This is a genomic window from Deinococcus phoenicis (assembly GCF_000599865.1).
GTDB classification, from domain to species: domain Bacteria; phylum Deinococcota; class Deinococci; order Deinococcales; family Deinococcaceae; genus Deinococcus; species Deinococcus phoenicis.
Genome location: NZ_JHAC01000017.1, coordinates 1 through 18,091 on the forward strand (window position 1 = coordinate 1; position 18,091 = coordinate 18,091).

Here is an 18,091-nt window from a genome sequence, read left to right on the forward strand (position 1 = left end):
TTTTTATGCGCTCAGCACGCTATTTTTGCCCCGCAAGCCCCAGGCCCTAAACGGCGTTGGAAGCTGGCGATGGGCAACCCGCTATCAGGTTTTGACCGCTATCAAGTTTTGAAAAGAAGGGAGCACCTCGGCTTTGGTCGGGGTCAGGTTGGCCAAGCGTCACGGCGGCTGAGCCGGTGCTGTTCCCTTACGCGGGTGACTGGCTCCCGCACGCCGGACGCTCTAGCATCTGCTCAGCCCTTTCCCCGATCTCCCCATGACCCTGCCTCCCTTCCCCCCCGACCTGAGCGCCGCGCCCACCGTGCGGGCGTTCGGCCTGGCGCTGGCGGGGTTCGCGTGTCAGACCGTGCGGGCGCACGGGGTGCAGGTCTGGGCGGTGGTGGGCGGGTCGCTGGTGGTGGTGGGCGAGGAGGGGCGGGGGCTGGGCCTGAGTGACGGGACGCTGGCGGCGCGGGCACTGGCGCAGGGGCAGCCGCTGGGGGAGGGGATGCTGGCCTGTCTGCCCTTCGGTGGGGGCGTGCTGGAGTTCGTGGGGGCCGATCCGGAGGGCGTGGAGGCGCTGGCGGGCCTGACGCCGCTGCTGACGCTGGCGCTGGAGGGCGTCCAGGCGCGCGAGGTGCGGCGGGGCCGGGGCCGGGTGGCCGAGACGGTCGAGCAACTGGTGCGGCGGCTGGGCGGCAGCCTGGACCTGGCGGAGGTGCTGACCGCCACCGCCGAGAGTGCCGCGCTGGCCCTGGGCTTCGGGCGGGCCTTCGTGGGCCTGTTCAGCGAGGTGGGGGAGCAGGGGGCGCGCACCGGGGAGGTCTTCACGCACGGCTTCGACTCGGCCTTTACGGGGGGGATCGGGGTGGGGCCGGTGTCGTTCGGGCGGCTGGTGGACCGGGGCGAGGTGATTCTCTACGAGCGGGCGCGCGATGCGGGGACACCGCTGGCGTCGGGCCTGGCCGAGCTGGACCCCGAGGTGGCCCTGATCGCGCCGCTGAGCGCGCGGGGCCGCCCGCTGGGCGTGCTGTACGTGGACAGCCGCTCGCCGGGCGCACGCGTCAGCGAGGACGACACCTGGCTGGTGCTGGCCCTGGCCGAGCAGGCGTCCCTGGCGATCGACAACGCGCGGCTCTACACCACCGAAACCCGCAAACGCGAGGCCGCCGAGGCGCTGCGTGAAGCGGGCGCGGCGCTGGCCGGCAGCCTGCACCTGCGCGATACCCTGGCGCGGCTGCTGGACAAGGCCACGGCCCTGTTCGGCGCAGATGCGGCGGGGGTGTACGAGCTGCAACCCGACGGGCGCACCCTCACCATCCGCAACGCGGTGGGCCTGCCCAGTGAGTACGTGCTGCGGGTGCGGGCCAAGGTGGGGGCGGGTGTGACCGGGCGCGCGGTAGAGCGCCGTGAAATCGTGGCCGCGCGCGACATGACCACCGAGCATCTGGGCGGGGGCAGCCGCTATACCCGGCAACTGCTGGCGCAGGGCCGCTATCCGTACCGGGGAGTGGTGGGCCTGCCATTGGGCACCCGCGCCGGGGTGTTCGGGGCGCTGACACTGTACTGGACGGAACCGCTGCCCCTCGACGCCGACGACCTCGCCCTGACGGAAGTGTTTGCCGCCCAGGCCAGCCTCGCCATCGAGAACGCGCGGCTGTACGAGGAAGAGCTGCGCCGCGAACGCGAGGCCGCCGTGCTGCTGAACGTCGGGCGGCTGCTGGGCGAGGACCAGAGCGACCGGGCGCTGGCGGAGGCGGCCCGGCTCGCCACGCTGGCCCTGAATGCCGGTCGCGGTTTGATCGCCCTGACCGGGGAGGGGGGCGAGGTGACGCGCTGCGCGACCTTCAACCTGCACGTGCCCGCCCCCGCCGAACTCGCCTCGCTGCTCGCGCAACTGGGGCGCGGTCCCCGGCCCCTGGCGCGCCGTCACGCCCTGCCGGTGGCCGGAAGCGCGCTGATCGTGCCCCTGCGCGGCGACCCGGGCGGGGACGGTCCGGACCACCTCCTCGGCTTCCTGTACGCCGACGACCCCGGCACCGAGGCCCCCGGTGACCGCGTGCTGCAACTCGCGCGCAGCGTGGCCGACCAGATGGCCCTGACCCTGACCCGCGAGCGTCTGCTCTCGGCCCTGGCCCGCGAGGAGGCCCGCTACCGCCAGCTTGCGGAGGGCGCGCACGACCTGATCCTGAGTGCCGACCCCGGCGGCGAGATCACCTACGCCAATCCCGCCGCCACCCGGTTGCTGGCGCCCCTGACCGGGCCGCTGGTGGGCGCGAACCTGCTGAACCTCCCCGGCCCGGCCACCCGCAGCGCCCTGCACGCCGCCTGGGACGCCGCGCACACCCACCCCGCCGGGGGCCGCACCGAGATCGAGGTGGGGCCGTACCGCCTGGAGGTGCGCCTGAGTGCCGTGCGGCAGTCCGGCACCCCCCACAGCGTCCTGACGGTGGCCCGCGACCTCTCGGAACTCCAGACCCTGGCCGCCGAGATCCAGCGGCGCGGGCAGGCGCTGGAGGCCGCCACCAGCCGCACCCTGGAACTGCGGAGTTACCTCACCCTCTTTACCCAGGCACAGGAGGAAGAACGCCGCCGCATCAGCCGTGAGCTGCACGACGACACCGCCCAGGTGTTGATTGCCACCTCGCGCCGCGTGGCCCGCCTGGCCCGCGAACTGGACGGCCCGCAGCGTGCCCGCGCCGACGACATCCTGGGCGATCTGAATGCGGCCATCGAGAGTGTGCGCCGCTTTGCCCGCAATCTGCGCCCCAGCGTGCTGGACGACCTGGGCCTGCTGCCCGCCCTGGAATGGCTGGCGGGGCAGGCCCGGACCGACACCCGGCTGGAGGTCAGCGGCTTGGATCGCCGCCTCGCGCCCGCCCTGGAACTCACCGTGTTCCGGCTGGCGCAGGAGGCCCTGACCAACGTGGACAAGCACGCGCGGGCCAGCAGCGCCGCCATCCGGGTGGCTTTCGGTCCGGCGGGCGTGCGCGTTGCCATCACCGACGACGGCCAGGGGTTCACGCCCGCTCAGGCGCAGGCCCGCGCGCAGGCCGGGCACCTGGGGCTGACCGGCCTGCGCGAGCGGGTCACGCTGGCCGGGGGCGAACTGGACGTGGACAGCGAACCGGGCCGGGGCACCACCCTCATCTTCACGTTGCCGGGCTGAGGGTCACAGCACGTTCTGAATGGTCGTGGCGGGGGGCGGCGGAATCTGTTCGCCAGAGGTCCCCGGCAGACTCTCCGGGAAACTCCGGCCAGATGGTCCCGCCGCCTGCGGCCGGGCCAACGCTTCCAGCGCCCGCGCGCCCGCCCCCGCGAACACCACGCCCACCAGGGCCGCCGCGAACGCCCCGAACTGGTCGCCCAGCGAGGCATTGAGCGTCTTGTCGTAGGCCGTGACCAGCGGCGGGGTGTTGCGTGCGCTGAGCTGGGCCTGGTACACCGCCACCTGCTGCGTGTAGACCTTGACCTGCTCGGCGTACAGGGCCACCTGCACCTCGCTGGCCGTGGTGGGGGGCGCGGCGGGGGCTGCCGGTGCGGGCGGCGGCTCGGCGGCGTGCCGGGCACGGGCCAGCAGGTCGTTGGCGTGCCAGAGGTACATGCCGATCAACGCCGCCAGCCACAAGAGCAGCAGCAGCCGAAAGGGAGCCGTCAGGACGGGACTTGCGGGAACCGGGCGGGGCGGGGCAGTCATGGTGGAGCCTCCTTTGCCGGGTCTGTTCAGCTTAGAGCATTTGTCAAAAAGAGACCTTCTTTTTGACCGAGCGGGCGGGCAGGCGTCCTCAAGGGGAGGGCAGGCTTGCTCAAGCGAGTCCGTTCTGACCGACAGTCCGTTCTGCCCAAGACAGCGAGTGCAAGAGGGAGAGCGTTTGGGACTTGCAAAGCTGCGAAGCAGAGAATGGAACCGTTGGAGGCGCTTTCCCTCCAATGGTGTAATTCGGACAAATGATCTAACGGTGTGGCCCCCTCATACGGTTTCCGTCCAATCCGTTATCAAATCGGGAAAGCGCCGATTCGATAACTCCTTTCCCGGCAACCGTTTCTTTCCGGCTCGCTCCGCTCGGGTTGAACAGTTTTTGTAACTGTTCAACCGGAATTCGTATCACCCATGCCGCGCCAGAAACGCCTCCCGCTCCATCCACGCCAGTTTCGGTTCGGTCTCGGAGGGTGAAACGGTCGTGCCGTACACCAGCCGCATCAGGCGGAAGCCCAGGCCGTACACCCGTGCCTGGAGGGGCGGCAGCGGGACCAGCGTGAAGCCGTTCTTCTCCAGCGGGCCGTGAAAGAGCGTGACCGCGAACACCGCCCGCGCGCCTTGCAACTCGGGGCGTTCGCGCAGGGCGCGGGCCACGTCGCGCAGCGAACGCTGGTAGGCGCGGTAGGCGGTCAGCGCGCCTCTGGCGGTCAGGCCCACCAGACGCGGGCTGTGCAGGTGCAGCTCGGCGGTGGGCGTGCCGGGCGGGAAAGGCAGCTCTGACGGCGCGGGCCGGGCCGCGATCCGCATCACCGCGTCCGCGCGCCCGGTGAGGGGTGTCACGCCGTGCGCGCGGGCGAAACGGTCGTCCACCAGGCGGCGGTAGACGTGAATCAGCAGGTCGCGGGGTGCGGCGGGCCGCAGTTCCGGCAGCTCGCGCACGGGCACCGGGCGGTAACCGAGCGCCTTCAGCTCCGGCAGGGCGCGGACGAGGTCGCCGGGAGCCACCCGCAGCGTCAGGCCCGGTTCCGGGGTGGGGGAGGGCAGCGGCAGCGGGCGCACCCCCCGCGCGGCGAGCAAGGCGAGGTGGGGGCGGGTCAGCGCCGGGCCGTCCAGCGCCCAGGTCGTTACGGGCTGGCCCGCCGTCACCTCCAGCAGGGCGAGGGCCGTGGGTTTTCCCCAGCCGGCGACCTCATGCCCCGCGTGCGTGGCCGCCCGCACTTCCCCGGGCACCTGCCGCGCGAGCGGGGGGGAAAGCAGCAGCGTGGCCCGGACCTCCGCCCCCCTCAGGGCCGTCAGGACGGTTCGCAGGTCGCTGGCCGTGTGGACCGGGACGGTGAGGCCCAGACGGGGGTCGCCGGGATGCCCTCCGTGCAGGGCACCGAAGACGCCCGCGCGGGTCAGGGCGGGCCAGAGGAAGCGGGCCGGGGAGCGCAGCGTGGACATGGGCCGACTGTAGGAGACAAAAGGCGGCGCGGCAAACCCGGGTGCCCCCCCCTGCCCCCACCGTGACCCGGCGCGTCTCTCATGTCCGGCGTCGTATGCTCCTGTCTAGTGATGCTTCAGCTTTCCTTGACCACTGCGGTGTGCGGGTACGGGTTGTGCGGCGACAGACCGTGCGGGCGAGCGGCATGAAGCCCCTGAGGATCGGGCTGTTCACGGACACGTTCCTGCCGGACCAGAACGGCATCGTGACCAGCGTGGGTCTCCTCAGCGACGAGCTGCGCGCGCGGGGGCATCACGTGGACGTGGTCGCCCCCTTCTTCCCGGAGCAGCAGGACACCCGCCCGGACGTGCGCCGCGCGCCCAGCGTGCGCTACGTGTTTTTGCCGACCTACCGCCTGGCCTGGCCCACCCGCAGGGATTTCGAGCAGAAGTACGACGTGATCCACACCCACACGCCGCTGACCCTGGGGCTGGCGGGCGCGCGGCTGGCCCGCAAGTGGGACGTGCCGCACGTCGCCACCTACCACACCCATATCGAGGCGTACACGCATTACGTGCCGGGCCTGACCCTGCTGCAAAAGCAGACGCGGGTGGTCACCCGGCTGATGGGCCTGTACTACCGCCGCGCCGACGCCGTGATTACCCCCACCGCCGCGATGCTGGACGTGACCCGCGAGATGGGCGTGCGCAACCCGGTCGTGATTCCCACCAGCGTCGAGCCGGAGGTGCTGCACTCGGCCCCGCCGGTACAGAGTCCCTGGCCCGCCGGGACGCGCCGCCTGCTGACGGTGGGGCGGCTGGCCCGCGAGAAACGCTTCGATCTGGTGCTGGACGCGCTGGCGGGGCTGCCCGGCGCCCACCTGGTCATTCTGGGCGAGGGGCCGGAGCGTGAGCAGCTGGTCCGGCACGCCGAGCGCCTGGGCGTGGGGGACCGCGTGACCTTCCTGGGCGTGAAGCCCTGGACCGAGATCGGCGCGTATTACCGCCTGGCCGAGCTGTTCCTGTTCGCCAGCGACACCGAGACGCAGGGCCTGGTCCTCCAGGAGGCGCAGCTGATGGGCGTGCCGGTCGTGGCGGTCGGGGCGCGGGGGACCCTGAGCGGCGTGGCGCAGGGCCGCAGCGGCTACCTCGTCCCGCCCGGCGACGTGGCGGCCCTGACCCGACATGCGCAGGCGATCCTGACCGACGGGAAGCTGTGGGCGCGGCTCTCGGAGGGGGCACGGACCTTCGGGACGGCCTGGACGCCGGGCGGGGTGGCCGAGCGGGTGCTGGACGTGTATGCGGGCGTGCTGGGCGTGCCGCGCGAGATTCCCTTTCCCGAGGCCGCTAGTCCCCGAAATACCCTCGCGTATGACCACTGAGATTCAGCGCGTGCCGCCACAAGAAGGGCAGCCAGCCCCCCTCCAGCCGGCGCGCGCTCGTCTCGACCAGCGCGCCGGGGACGTACGCCACCTCTCCCAGCCGCCCCAGCGCCTGCCCCAGCAGCACGTCCTCGTAGGCTTCCACGTCGGGGTATCCGCCGGCCAGCACCGCCGCCTGCCGGGAAAAGGCCATATTCGCGCCCGCGAGATTGGGCCGGCCCGCCACCTCGCAGGCGCGCAGGAAGGTGCCGTAGCCCAGTTCCGAGAGGGTCACCACGGGCCGCGACACGCCGCAGAAGCGCATCGGGCCGTAGAGGGCCACCCGCCCCGGCGACTGCGTGGCCGCGTGGCCCAGCCGGGCCAGCCATTCCGGCGAGGGCAGCGAGTCGGCATCGGTCGAGGCGACCCAGGGCGTGCGCGCGGCGTCCAGCCCCGCCTGCCGCGCCCGGGCGATACCGCGCACCTCGCAGGCCACGACGCAGGCCCCCCACGCCCGCGCCACCTGCGCCGTGCCGTCGTGGCTGGCGTTGTCCACCACGATGACGGCGGCGGGAGGTTGCGTCTGGCGTTCGAGGGCGCGCAGCGTCAGCGGCAGGTAGGCCGCCTCGTTGCGCGCGGGAATCACGACCGTGAAGTCCGGCACCGCGCCAGGGTAGCAGGCTGCCGCCGCCCGCGCACCGGGAAGCGCCCCGGGCGGCGGGGCGCGTGACCCGCCGCCTGCCCCCGCTGCCGCTGCGTTCCGGCACCCTCGGCAGTGTCGCCGCCGCCGCGCTGACCCTGGCCTGCGCGGAGTTTGTCCGCAGCGGCCTGTACGCGGCTTACCTGCCGCAGGCCGGACCCCGGGAGCTGGGGTTGCCCCTCACCGCCGTGGGGGCGGCCTGGACTGCCCATTTTGCCGCCGACACCGTGATGCGCGGCCCGGCCGGTGCCCTGATCGCCCGCTTCGGCCTGCGGCCCGTGATGCTGGGGGGCGCGCTGCTGAGCCTGGCGGCCCTGGCGCTGCTGCCCCTGGCGCACAGCCTCTGGCTGCTGGTCCTGATCGCTGCCCTGCACGGCGCAGGCTTTTCGGCCATGTGGCCCGGCACCATGAACCTGACCGCCGATGCCGCGCGGGAGGGCTACCAGGGGCGCGCCCTGACCTTTGTCAGCCTGACGGTGATGCCGCTGGTGGGGGCCGGGTTCCTGCTGTTCGGGGCGGTGGCGGGCCGCACCGACCGGCTGCCCTACCTGCTGGCGCTGGGCGTGCAGGCGCTGGGCCTGCTGGCGGCGCTGGCCGTGCCGCTGCGCGCTCCCCGGCCCCCCGCTCCGGTGGAGGCAGATCCGGTGGAGGCAGAGGCCGCGCCGCCCGCTGCCCCCGCCCCGCAGGCCCGCGTGCGCGTGGCGGCGCGTGCGCTGGCCCCGCTGCTGCCCGCCGCCTTCATGCAGACGCTCACGCTGACGCTGCTGGGGCCGCTGCTGTTCACGCTCGCGCCCTCGCTGGGCGTGAACTACTGGGGCATGGTGGGGATTCTGGCCGTCGGCGGCGCGGTCGCCTACGGCGGCCTGCCCCTGACGGGCCGGGTGGCCGATGGTGGGCATGCCCGGCTCGCGGTCACGCTGGGCTTCGCGCTGCTGGGGGTGGCGCTGGCCCTGTTCGCCACCACGCCGCCCGTGTGGACGCTGTACCCGCTGGCCGCGCTCGCGGGGGTGGGCTACGCCTTCATCATGCCGGGCTGGGCCGCCCTGGTGACCGGCACCCTGCCCGAGGCCGAGCGCCCCGCCGCCTGGGGCGCGTTGATGACGGTCGAGAACGCCGGAACTGCGCTCGGCCCGCTGGTGGGGACCTTCGCGTATGCCCACCTGGGTGTGCCCGGCCCGTTCCTGGCGGGTGCGGCGCTGGCCCTCACCACGGCGGCCGCCTACACCGTTTTCCGCCGCGCCTTCCGGGACCACCGGAACGCGCAGCCCACCTGACTCCGTGCGGCGCGCAGGGCGGCTTGTCCTGGGCACGGCGGCGCTGGCCGTGCTGCTGGCCGACGGGCTGGGCCGCGCCGCCGGCTGGGGTGCCCTCGGTCCCGGTGACCGCCACGCCCGCCGGGTCGCCCTGACCTTCGACGACGGCCCGAGCGGGCAGACCCCGGCGCTGCTGGCCGTCCTCGCGCGGCATGGGGCGCCCGCTACCTTTTTCGTGACGGCGCCCGCCGCCGCGCGCTGGCCGGAGCTGCTCCGGACGCTGCGGACGGCCGGGCATCAGGTGGAGGCGCACGGGCGCTGGCATACCCACGCGCTGCTGCTGCCGCCCTGGCACGAAGGGGCGCAGGTACGTTGGCATCCCCGCGCCGCCGAACCCGGCCCGTGGCTGTACCGCCCCCCCTACGGTGGGCACAGTCCCCTGACGCGGGTGCTGGCCCGCCTCGCCCGCCGTCAAGTGGCCCTCTGGGACGTGGAGGGACGGGACTGGACGGCCGCGCCCGCCGCCGACCTCGCTGCACAGGCGCTGGCCCGCACGCGGCCCGGCAGCGTCCTGCTGCTGCACGACGGCCCCGCCGTCACGCCGGCGCTGCTGGACCTGCTGTTGGAGGGCCTGCGCGACCGCAACCTGACGCCGGTCCTGCTGGGTGACCTGCCCCCGCGCCGCATCGGGCTGGGGGAGGGGCTGCGGCGGCTGCGGGCGAGCTACGGGCGCTGAGCTTCCGGGGGCTGAGTCTGTGGGGGCTGGGCTGGGGCCGTCAGGAGTGAGCGCACCTCCGCCGCGATCACGGGCAGCGCCCCGGCCGGTCCGACCCGTGTCAGGCCCGCCTGGGCGGCCCTGGCCCGCCGAGCGCCGTCGCGGAGGAGCGCCCGCACCTCCGCCGCGATCCCCTGCGGGTCGGGGGCCACCACGGCCAGCGCCGCCCCCAGCAGGCGGGCCTGACGCCGGGCAAAGCCGGGGGTGAACTGCGGGCCACCGGTGGGAAAGGCCACCACCGGCACGCCCAGGCCCGCCAGCTGCTCGTTCGCCGTGCCCGCCGTGCCGACCGCCACGTCCGCCGCCCGCGCGACGGCCCCGAAAGCTCCCCGCAGCAGGGCGACCCGCGCGCCCCCGCCCTGCGCCCAGGCGGCCTGCTCGTCCAGAACCTCCAGGGTCCAGCCCCCCGGCAGGGTCACGGCCTCCCACCCGTGCGGCCAGGCGACGACGGCGGCCACCTCCGGCACGTGGGCCGCCGCGCCCAGCATCAGGGGCAGGCTCTCGCGGTGGTCCTCACGGGAGCCGGGGAGCAGGGCCAGCACGCGCCGCCCCCCGGTCAGGCCGGCCAGGTCGCGCTCGGGGGGCGGCAGCACGTCCATGGCAAAGCTGCCCGCCCAGCGTGCCGGGACGCCCCGCGCCGCGTAATAGCGGGCGGTCGCCGCGTCGCGGACGAAGACCGCCCGCGCGGCTCTGGCCAGCCGCAGCTCGTAGGGCATGGGCAGGTTGGCCCCCAGGGCGTTCAGTTCGCGCAGCGCGCCCGCTCCCCCCAGCCCCTCCAGGTAATGCGCGCTGAGCAGCGGCTGCACGTGCACCAGGGGAAGACCGGCCCGCCGCGCCGCCACGCTGCCGATCATCAGCGCGTAGGCGTCGCCCACCACGACCACCGCGCCGGCCCCGCGCGCCGCCCGCACCGCGTCCCGCCACTGCCCCAGCGAGGCCGGCACCAGCCCGGCGCGCAGATCGGCCCGCAGATTCTCCAGACTGCCGAAAGGAAAGCCGCCGCTGGGCAGGTCCAGCGCCGTGCCCACCCGCCTGACTTCCGGCAGGCCCGCATAGACCCGGCCCGCGCCCACCAGGGGCAGCACCCGCGCCGCCGCGTTCAGGTGCCCCAGCAGCCGCGCCCCGATCAGGTCTTCCGCCGTCCCGTTGGAGAGAAGCAAGGCCGGACGGGCGGGGGACAGGGGGGCGCTCACGCCGCGCAGGATACCGGGGGCCGGAGCACCGGGGGCCAGACCGGGAGGAGCAGACCGGCCGGGGGACATGGTAGGAATGGGACACTGTGAGCGACTTCGACGCCCTGCAAGCCGTGATCCGCCGCCATGCGCGCGAGCGGCAGGCCGAGGGCCGGGCCTGCGAGGCGTTCCTGAACGCGCTGTACCACGCTCTCAGAACCGCGAGCGGGCCGGGCCGTCCGCTGAACAACGTCATTCTGGACCCCACGCCCGACCCGCTGTGCCGCCTGCGCCCCCCACCGCCGGGCGGCTGGTATGCCGCGTGGCTGCGTCTGGGGCTGTGCGAGGTGCTGGTGCGTGTGCGCCGGGTGGACGGGGCCTTCGTGGGCGAATACGGGCCGGGCGGCGCCTTCCACCTGACGCATGTGACCGAGGACGACCTGACGGCCCTGGCCCGCCGCCTGCTGCGCGAGCTGGAGGCGACCTACGCGGGGCGGGACCCGGGTGCCCACCCGGAGCTGCCCCTGAACTAATCCCTGAACCCACCGGCGTCGATGCGACTGTTCATGCAACCTTGAGATCCTCCCCGACAACGTGTCGCCGCTGACGGCCCGGTGGGCACGGAACCGGAACCATCCCCCTATGAGGACCAACCGGACCGCCGCGCGCCTGCTGCTGACCGCCCTTCTGTCCCTCGGGGCCGCCGCGCTCGCGCGGGCCGCGCTCTCAGCGCCCTCGCCCGCTGTCCCCCTGTCTTCCGACCTGCGGCCCGCCGTGGAGGGCGAGCGGCGCACCCTGAACCTGCCCGGCTTCGGGCGCGTCGCGTACTACGCCCACCCAGGCGGCACCGGGCGTCCCCTGATCCTGACCCATTCGGTGAATGCCGCCGCGAGCGCCTACGAGATGAAGCCCCTGTGGGACGCTTACGCGGGAAGGCGGCCCCTCTACGCGCTCGAATGGCCCGGCTTCGGCAGCAGTGACCGCCCCGACGTGCGCTACACGCCGGACCTGATGGCGGCGGCCCTGCGCGCCCTGGTGACCGAACTCGGCACCGACGTGGACGTGGTGGCCCTCAGCCTCGGCAGCGAGTTCGCGGCGCGGGCGGCGCTGGAGGAAGGCCGCATCCGCTCCCTGGCCCTGATCAGCCCCAGTGGCCTGGGGCAGCCACGCGGCAGCAGCCAGGAGGCGAACGCCGCAGAGAAGGGCGAGCGCCTCTACGGCACGCTCAGCAGCGTGGGCACCCCGCTGTATGCCCTGCTGCGGACCCGCCCCAGCATCCACTATTTTCTGAGCCGTTCCTTCCGTGGTCCGGTGGATGCGGGCCTGATCGGGTACTGCCTGGACACCAGCCGACAGCCCGGGGCCAAAAACGCGCCCCTGTACTTCATCAGCGGCCTGCTCTTCACGCCGGAGGCCTACCGCACCCTCTACAGCAAGCTGCGCGTCCCCACCACCGTCCTGTACGACCGCGACGGCTTCGTGACCTTCGACCTGCTGCCCCTGTTCGTCCAGCAGCCCGGCGTCCAGGCGGTCCGCATCCCCGGCACGGACGGCCTGCCGCAGTTCGAGCAGCTGCCGCAGGTGCGGGCCGCTCTCGACGCCTTTTGGGCCGGGAACCCCTGAGACGGATTCCGGCCCCAGCCGTTGGCCTCCGGGAAAGCGCTGAAGGTCGACTCCTTTCTGGAGTCCGTCCGCTTTTCTTCTCCCGTTGGTCAGGTTGCGCAGTGTTGATCGAGTTTTACAGTGATTGCCTACTGTGCCACCGGAGTCCGGCTGAGCCGCCCGGCAGCGCGGCGGCAAATGCGGCAATGCCCGGCCGCCCGGCATGTCACCATCCCCCTCATGACCGATGACACCCACGCGCAGGCCAACGCCGAACAGGTCCGGGTGCTGCTGGAGGCCCTGGGCGGGACGCCCGAGGCAGCAGGAGGGCGGGAAGGAGCTGACCCACACTTCTCCGAAGAAGGTCCCGCAAGTCCTGCGGCGGACGGGCGGCCAGGATGAGTCTCTAGGTTCTCTCAAGTCCCGTTGCGGGTTCCCTAAAGTGGCTGGTCACCATCCGCAGGGGGCTGCCCCGCACACTGGGGTCATGGAAGTCGTTCTCGTGATGGCCGCCGTCACCGTGCTGATGATGGTGCTCGCGTTCCTCTCACTGACCCGCGAAGACCGGGAACTCGCGCGGGAAGAAGGCCCCCTGACCCAGGGTGAGGGTCAGCTCACCTGAGCGGCGTCCGGCAGACCTGTTCCCCCTTTGCCTTTGCAAAAGCGCCCCACTCGCCAGTTCGGCAAGAGTGGGGCGCTCCTCGTCCGGGGCTTACCGAACCACGATATTGATGATCCGCCCCGGCACGTAGACTTCCTTCACGGTCTCCTTGCCCTCCACGAAGCGGGCCACGTCGGGATTCGCGCGTGCGGCGGCCAGGGCTTCTGCCTGGGTCGCGGTCTTGCTGATGTCCACCTGCCCACGCACCTTCCCGCTGACCTGCACGCCGATGGTGACGGTATCGCGCACGGCGGCCGCTTCGTCCACTTCCGGCCAGGGTTGCAGGTGGACACTCTGGGTGCCCCCGCGCTCCATGCCCCACCTTTGCTGATACAGCTCCTCCGCGATGTAGGGCACGACGGGGGCCAGCATCCGGTTGAAGATGTCCAGCGCCTCCTCCCAGGCGGGCGTGCCGAAAACGGGGGAACGCTTGGCCTTGACCAGCGTGTTCGTCAGCTCCATCAGTGCGGCGATGATGGTGTTGAAGCTCATGCGCTCGAAGTCGCCCCCCACCTTTTTCAGCGTGGAGTGGACGGCGTGGCGCAGATCGGCTTCCGTGACCTTCTCCTCGGGACCAACGGCCTTCTCGTCGAAGTACAGCGCCCACACGCGGCTCAGCCACTTGGCGGGGCCGTTGATGCCGCTGGGGTCCCAGGGGCCGCCCAGTTCCCAGGGGGCGATGAACATCAGGTACGCGCGCACCGTGTCCGCGCCGTACTCGCGCACCAGGTCGTCGGGGTCCACCACATTGCCGCGAGACTTGCTCATCTTCTCGCCGTCCGACCCCAGGATCATGCCCTGGTTGCGCAGGTGCGCGAACGGCTCATTCTGCGTGGTCAGGCCCATGTCGCGCATCACCTTGGTCCAGAAGCGGCTGTACAACAGGTGCAGGATGGCGTGTTCGATGCCGCCCGTGTACAGGTCCACCGGCAGCAGGTTGGCGTGCGCCGGGTCGAAGGGGTGCTGGTCGTCGTGCGGCGACAGGTAGCGGTACATGTACCAGCTCGAATCCACGAAGGTGTCCATCGTGTCGGTGTCGCGCTCGGCGGGGCCGCCGCAGACGGGGCAGGTGGTGGCCGTCCATTCCCGGTCCAGCTTCAGCGGACTCTGGCCGGTGGGTGTGAACGCCACGTTTTCGGGCAGCCGCACGGGCAGCTGGTCAGCGGGAACGGGCTGCGCGCCGTGTTCCGGGCAGTACACGATGGGGATGGGCGTGCCCCAGTAGCGTTGCCGCGACACCAGCCAGTCGCGCAGGCGGTAGGTGGTCTTGGCCTGCGCCACGCCCAGCGCCTCCAGCCGCTCGGTGATCTGCGCGATGCTGGCCTTCCCCCCCGGCAGCCCGTCGAATTCGCCGGAATGGACGATGACGCCCTCGCCGGTGTAGGCCGCCTCGGGATTCTCGCCCATGCCCTCCAGGCCCCCCGGCCGAATCACTTCCCGGATCTCCAGCCCGAACCTGCGCGCGAACTCGAAGTCGCGTTCGTCGTGGGCGGGCACGGCCATGATGGAGCCGGTGCCGTAGGTGACCAGCACGTAATCCGCCACCCAGACCGGCAACTGGTGCCCGGTGACGGGGTGCGTGGCGTAGGACCCGGTAAAGACACCGGTCTTCTCGCCGCTCTCCTGCTGGCGCTCCACGTCGGTCTTGCGGCCCGCCGCCTCGACGTAGGCGCGCACGGCCTCGGCCTGCTCCGGAGTAGTCAGCTCCGCGACTTTGGCATGTTCGGGGGCCAGCACCAGGAAGGTCGCGCCCATCAGCGTGTCGGGCCGGGTGGTGAAGACAGTTTCCGGCCCGGCGGGCGTATCGAAGGTGATCTCGGCGCCCACGCTCTTGCCGATCCAGTTGGTCTGCATCGCCTTGACGCGCTCGGGCATGTCGGTGTCACTGAAGTCCAGCAGCTCGTCGGCGTAGTCGGTGATCTTCAGGTACCACTGGCTCAGGTTGCGGCGCTCGACCGGGGTGCCGCAGCGTTCGCAGCGCCCGTCCACCACCTGCTCATTCGCCAGCACGGTCTGGTCTTTCGGGCACCAGTTCACCAGGCCGCCCTTCTTGTAGGCCAGCCCGCGCCGGAAGAACTCGGTGAAAAACCACTGGTTCCAGCGGTAATACTCGGGGTCGCAGGTGGCGAAGCGGCGGCTCCAGTCGATCATGGTGCCCATCCGCCGGAACTGCCCCAGCATGTGTTCGATGTTGGCGTAGGTCCACCGGGCGGGGTCCAGGTTGTTCTTGATCGCCGCGTTCTCGGCGGGCAGGCCGAAGGCGTCGAAGCCCATCGGAAAGAAGACGTTGAAGCCGCGCATCCGCATCCAGCGCGCGTGGGCGTCCGGCGCAACGTTGGCGTACCAGTGCCCGATGTGCAGATTCCCGGAGGGGTACGGGAACATCGTCAGGGCGTAGTGCTTGGTCTTTGTGGGGTCTTCAACGAAGGTGTACAGTCCCTCGCGCTCCCACGTCTCCTGCCACTTCGGCTCGATGGCGTGCGGGTTGTAGCGCTCGGCGCGCGGTTCGGCAATCTCGGGTCTGGTCATGTCCGTCACTCCTTGACAAAGAAAACGCCCCGGCCACACACAGCCGGGGACGCACGCACGAAGCTCAGAGCTAGGCGAGGCGTCCCCGGGTGGTAAGCGCAGAGCGGATCACGCCTCTCAGTGTAAAGGAGTTGGAGGTGGGGGGAAAGGGGCGGGGGGCCTCTCCGGGCGCATCATGCCTCCATGAACAACCTGCAATGGATCGCCCTCGGTCTGCTGACCGCCCTCGGGGGAGCGGGTGTCACGGTCTTTGGCAAGCTGGGGCTGGAGGGTGTGAATTCCACGCTCGCCACCACCCTGCGTGCCGTCATCATGGCGCTGGTGATGCTCGCGGTCGCGCTGGGCACCGGGCAACTGGGGGCGCTGGCAAGTGGAAAGGTGCAGCTCAGCGGGCGGGCCTGGCTCTTCATCACGCTGGCGGGCCTCAGCGGGGCGGGGTCGTGGCTGGCCTACTTCGCGGCGCTGCGGGTCGGGCCGACGGCGGGGGTGGCGGCGCTGGACCGCCTCAGCCTGGCCTTCATTTTCCTGTTCAGTGCGCTGGCCCTGCGCGAGCCGCACAGTTGGCGCGGCTGGGCGGGGCTGCTGGTGCTGCTGGCGGGCGTGTACCTGCTGGCGAGCGACCGCTGAGGGACCGCGCCCGACGACCGTGCCCGACAGATTCCCGAAAGGGCGGGCCTGCTAGGTTGCCTCCGGTCCACGGCGCTTCTGCGCGGGCTGCCCTGATCCCACTGCCATGCCCGATTACGTCCTCACTCCGGTCGTCACGCCTCTGCTGCTGGCACAGGCCGTGACCCTGTTGATGATCGGGAACGTCTTGCAGCGGGCCGCGCAGCCGGTTCACCGGGCATTGCTGGCGCTGCTGCTCGGCAACAGCGTGTGGCTGCTGGGCGAGATCCTCGTGCACCTGGCCGTCTCCCCGACGCTCCGGTGGTCCTGGGGGCTGACAGAGTTTTTCGGCATCCTGACCATGCCGGTCGCGTGGGTGGCGCTGGTCGAGCGTTACCTGCGCCCGCATCCGGAGCCGCTGCCCCGGGGGCGGCTGTTGGCGCTGCTGGCCCTGCCCGCCGTGACGCTGCTGCTGATATGGACGAATGGCGCCCACCAGTGGGTGTGGTCGTACACGGCCGACGTCCCGCAGTGGGGGCAGGTCAGGCGCAACGCCGTGTACTGGCTGGGTGTGGTGCTGTACCCCAACGCGCTGCTGGTCTGGGGCGCGCTGCGGCTCCTGCCCGTCTGGCGCTCGTCGCGGGGGACGGAGCGGGCGCAGATCACGGTGATGCTGCTTGCGGTGGTCGTGCCGGCCGTGACCAACATGTTCCACCTGCTCGGTGTGCCGCTGCTGGCCGCCGTCAACCCCACGCCGGTCAGTTTTGCGCTCAGCCTCGTGCCGGTCGCCTGGGGCATGGCCCGGTATGGCCTGCTGCGCGTCGCGCCCCTGGCACACCGGCAGGTCGTGGAGCAACTGGCGGACGCCGTGTTCGTGCTGGACGCGCGGGGCCGCATCGTGGAGGCCAACGCGCGGGCCTCGCGGCTGGCCGGGCAGCCCGCGGCGGACCTGCGCGGCCACCGCCCCGGCGACCTGTTCCCGTCCTGGCCCCCCCTGGACGGGCAGGTGCCCGCCGAATGGCCCTCCGGGGAAGAGGTCTGGGAGGTGCAGCTGTCCACGGTGCACAATGCGCAGGGGGGCCGGGTCGGTCAGGCGGTCGTGGCGCGGAACGTGACCACCCGCGCCCGGGAACACGCCCGCATTCGGCAGCTCGCCAACGAGGACGCCCTGACCGGGCTGGGGAACCGCCGGGCCTTCGAGGCCGACCTGACGCGGGAGCTGGCGCGCGCCAACCGCCACGCCCTCTGCCTGGGCGTCGTGATGGTCGACCTCGACGGCCTCAAGGCCGTGAACGACCGCCGGGGCCACGCCTACGGAGATGAACTGCTCCTGGCGTTCGGGCAGGCCCTGGCCGCGGCCTTCCGCTCCGAGGACCGGGCCTACCGTCTGGGCGGCGACGAGTTCGCGGTGCTGCTGGCGCAGTCTACCCAGGTGGGTGAGCCTGCGGTGCGGGAGCGTGTGGCGCGCAGCGTCGCCGCCGTGCGTGCCCGGGGCTTTCCCGAGGTCGGCGCCAGTTTCGGTGCCGCGTACTTTCCGGGTGACGGCGCGGGAGAGGCCCTCGTGCGGCTGGCAGACGCGCGGATGTACGAGGACAAGGCGCAGCGCCGGGGGCGGCGCGGCCAGCACTCCCGCGCGGAGTCATGACCGCCGGGTCAGCCCAGCAGGTTCGCCACGCCGCCCACCGTCAGCGCGATCACCACCGTGCCGAACACGTAGGAGAGGACCGCGTGCTGAAGCAGCAGCCAGCGCATCGGGCGCGAGTTGATGTTGGTGTCGCTGACCTGATACGTCATTCCAATGGTCAGGCCCAGGTACAGGAAGTCGCGGTAATCGGGGTCGTTCAGGGTGCCCTCGCCGTCCAGAAACAGCACGCCGCCACCGCCGGCGTAGTAGAGCCGGGCGTAGTGCAGCGTATATTCGGTGTGCAGCAGCAGCCAGGACAGCACCGTCGTGAGGACGGCGAGGAGCGTCAGCCCCACCGCCCATTCCGGGTGGCGGTGCGCCTGCGCCAGCGCGAACCCCACGCCCGGCAGGCTGACCAGCGCCGCCGTCACCGTCAGCAGCAGCGCCAGCGCCCGCGTGTCGTCCTCGCGGGTGGCGAGTGCCCGCGTCCGTTCTGAGGTGGCGTGCAGCAGCGTGGGCCAGATGCGGCCCAGCACGAAGAGGCAAAGCGCACACCAGCCCAGCAGAACACGCGCGGTGAGGGGCCAGGTCTGCGGCACCAGCACAGTCACCAGCAGGCCCAGTGCTGCCCCCAGCAGGAGCCTCACGGCGGCGGGGGGCGGGAGGCGGCGCGGCACAGTCACCGGGTCAGCATAGAACGTGCCCCG

Annotated in this window: 16 protein-coding genes; 10 read left to right on the plus strand and 6 right to left on the minus strand. The window is 72.1% G+C overall.

The annotated features are described in order from the left end of the window. The first annotated feature begins 256 nt into the window (after positions 1-256). A complete protein-coding gene (locus DEIPH_RS05140; RefSeq protein WP_034354943.1) occupies positions 257-3,148 on the plus strand; it encodes a GAF domain-containing sensor histidine kinase in 2,892 nt (963 codons plus the stop codon). A 3-nt stretch (positions 3,149-3,151) separates the two neighbouring features. Here the strand turns inward: DEIPH_RS05140 and DEIPH_RS05145 are convergent, their stop codons facing one another. Together DEIPH_RS05145 and DEIPH_RS05150 are read right to left on the minus strand one after the other, a co-directional pair. After that, complete coding sequence (locus tag DEIPH_RS05145) at positions 3,152-3,676, minus strand: hypothetical protein (protein ID WP_034354946.1); 525 nt, start codon at positions 3,674-3,676, stop codon at positions 3,152-3,154. 408 nt (positions 3,677-4,084) lie between these two features. After that, positions 4,085-5,122, minus strand: coding sequence for a YkoP family protein (locus tag DEIPH_RS05150; RefSeq protein ID WP_034354949.1), 1,038 nt, complete (start codon positions 5,120-5,122; stop codon positions 4,085-4,087). 185 nt (positions 5,123-5,307) lie between these two features. On the opposite strand from DEIPH_RS05150, the gene DEIPH_RS05155 reads away from it, so the two are divergent. Next, positions 5,308-6,483: a glycosyltransferase family 4 protein gene (locus DEIPH_RS05155; protein ID WP_034354952.1), complete on the plus strand. Its 1,176-nt coding sequence runs from the start codon at positions 5,308-5,310 to the stop codon at positions 6,481-6,483. Here the strand turns inward: DEIPH_RS05155 and DEIPH_RS05160 are convergent. After that, complete coding sequence (locus DEIPH_RS05160) at positions 6,449-7,126, minus strand: glycosyltransferase (protein ID WP_034354955.1); 678 nt, start codon at positions 7,124-7,126, stop codon at positions 6,449-6,451. The two genes, DEIPH_RS05155 and DEIPH_RS05160, sit on opposite strands and share 35 nt — an antisense overlap. A 62-nt stretch (positions 7,127-7,188) precedes the next feature. On the opposite strand from DEIPH_RS05160, the gene DEIPH_RS05165 reads away from it, so the two are divergent. Together DEIPH_RS05165 and DEIPH_RS05170 are read left to right on the plus strand one after the other, a co-directional pair. Next, positions 7,189-8,436, plus strand: a complete 1,248-nt coding sequence (locus tag DEIPH_RS05165; protein WP_034354958.1) for an MFS transporter — start codon at positions 7,189-7,191, stop codon at positions 8,434-8,436. Between the two features lie 4 nt (positions 8,437-8,440). Next, a complete protein-coding gene (locus DEIPH_RS05170; protein WP_034354961.1) occupies positions 8,441-9,151 on the plus strand; it encodes a polysaccharide deacetylase family protein in 711 nt (236 codons plus the stop codon). Here DEIPH_RS05170 and DEIPH_RS05175 read toward each other — a convergent pair. Next, on the minus strand, positions 9,139-10,383 hold the full coding sequence (locus tag DEIPH_RS05175) for a lipid-A-disaccharide synthase-related protein (protein ID WP_051517172.1): 1,245 nt from the start codon (positions 10,381-10,383) through the stop codon (positions 9,139-9,141). The genes DEIPH_RS05170 and DEIPH_RS05175 overlap by 13 nt on opposite strands. Before the next feature lie 86 nt (positions 10,384-10,469). Between DEIPH_RS05175 and DEIPH_RS05180 the strand changes: the two genes are divergently transcribed. The 4 genes from DEIPH_RS05180 (at position 10,470) to DEIPH_RS20770 (ending at position 12,586) form a co-directional block, all read left to right on the plus strand. Further along, on the plus strand, positions 10,470-10,895 hold the full coding sequence (locus DEIPH_RS05180; protein WP_034354965.1) for a hypothetical protein: 426 nt from the start codon (positions 10,470-10,472) through the stop codon (positions 10,893-10,895). Between the two features lie 109 nt (positions 10,896-11,004). Next, complete coding sequence (locus DEIPH_RS05185; RefSeq protein ID WP_034354967.1) at positions 11,005-11,985, plus strand: alpha/beta fold hydrolase; 981 nt, start codon at positions 11,005-11,007, stop codon at positions 11,983-11,985. 219 nt (positions 11,986-12,204) lie between these two features. Then, entirely contained in the window at positions 12,205-12,366 is a 162-nt protein-coding gene (locus DEIPH_RS20130) for a hypothetical protein (RefSeq protein ID WP_161636036.1), read from the plus strand. Positions 12,367-12,451: 85 nt separating this feature from the next. Then, positions 12,452-12,586 carry a hypothetical protein gene (locus DEIPH_RS20770; protein WP_267134644.1) on the plus strand — a complete coding sequence of 45 codons (135 nt, stop codon included), beginning with the start codon at positions 12,452-12,454 and terminating at the stop codon, positions 12,584-12,586. Positions 12,587-12,676: 90 nt separating this feature from the next. Here DEIPH_RS20770 and leuS read toward each other — a convergent pair whose 3' ends face one another. After that, a complete protein-coding gene (leuS, locus tag DEIPH_RS05190; RefSeq protein WP_034354969.1) occupies positions 12,677-15,154 on the minus strand; it encodes a leucine--tRNA ligase in 2,478 nt (825 codons plus the stop codon). A 183-nt stretch (positions 15,155-15,337) separates the two neighbouring features. Here leuS and DEIPH_RS05195 point away from each other — a divergent pair, with 183 nt between their 5' ends. Continuing rightward, positions 15,338-15,781, plus strand: coding sequence for an EamA family transporter (locus tag DEIPH_RS05195; RefSeq protein WP_034354971.1), 444 nt, complete (start codon positions 15,338-15,340; stop codon positions 15,779-15,781). Positions 15,782-15,887: 106 nt separating this feature from the next. After that, a complete protein-coding gene (locus DEIPH_RS05200; protein ID WP_034354974.1) occupies positions 15,888-17,405 on the plus strand; it encodes a histidine kinase N-terminal 7TM domain-containing diguanylate cyclase in 1,518 nt (505 codons plus the stop codon). 8 nt (positions 17,406-17,413) lie between these two features. Here DEIPH_RS05200 and DEIPH_RS05205 read toward each other — a convergent pair whose 3' ends face one another. Beyond that, positions 17,414-18,067, minus strand: a complete 654-nt coding sequence (locus DEIPH_RS05205) for a DUF1345 domain-containing protein (RefSeq protein WP_034354977.1) — start codon at positions 18,065-18,067, stop codon at positions 17,414-17,416. Positions 18,068-18,091: the final 24 nt, after the last annotated feature.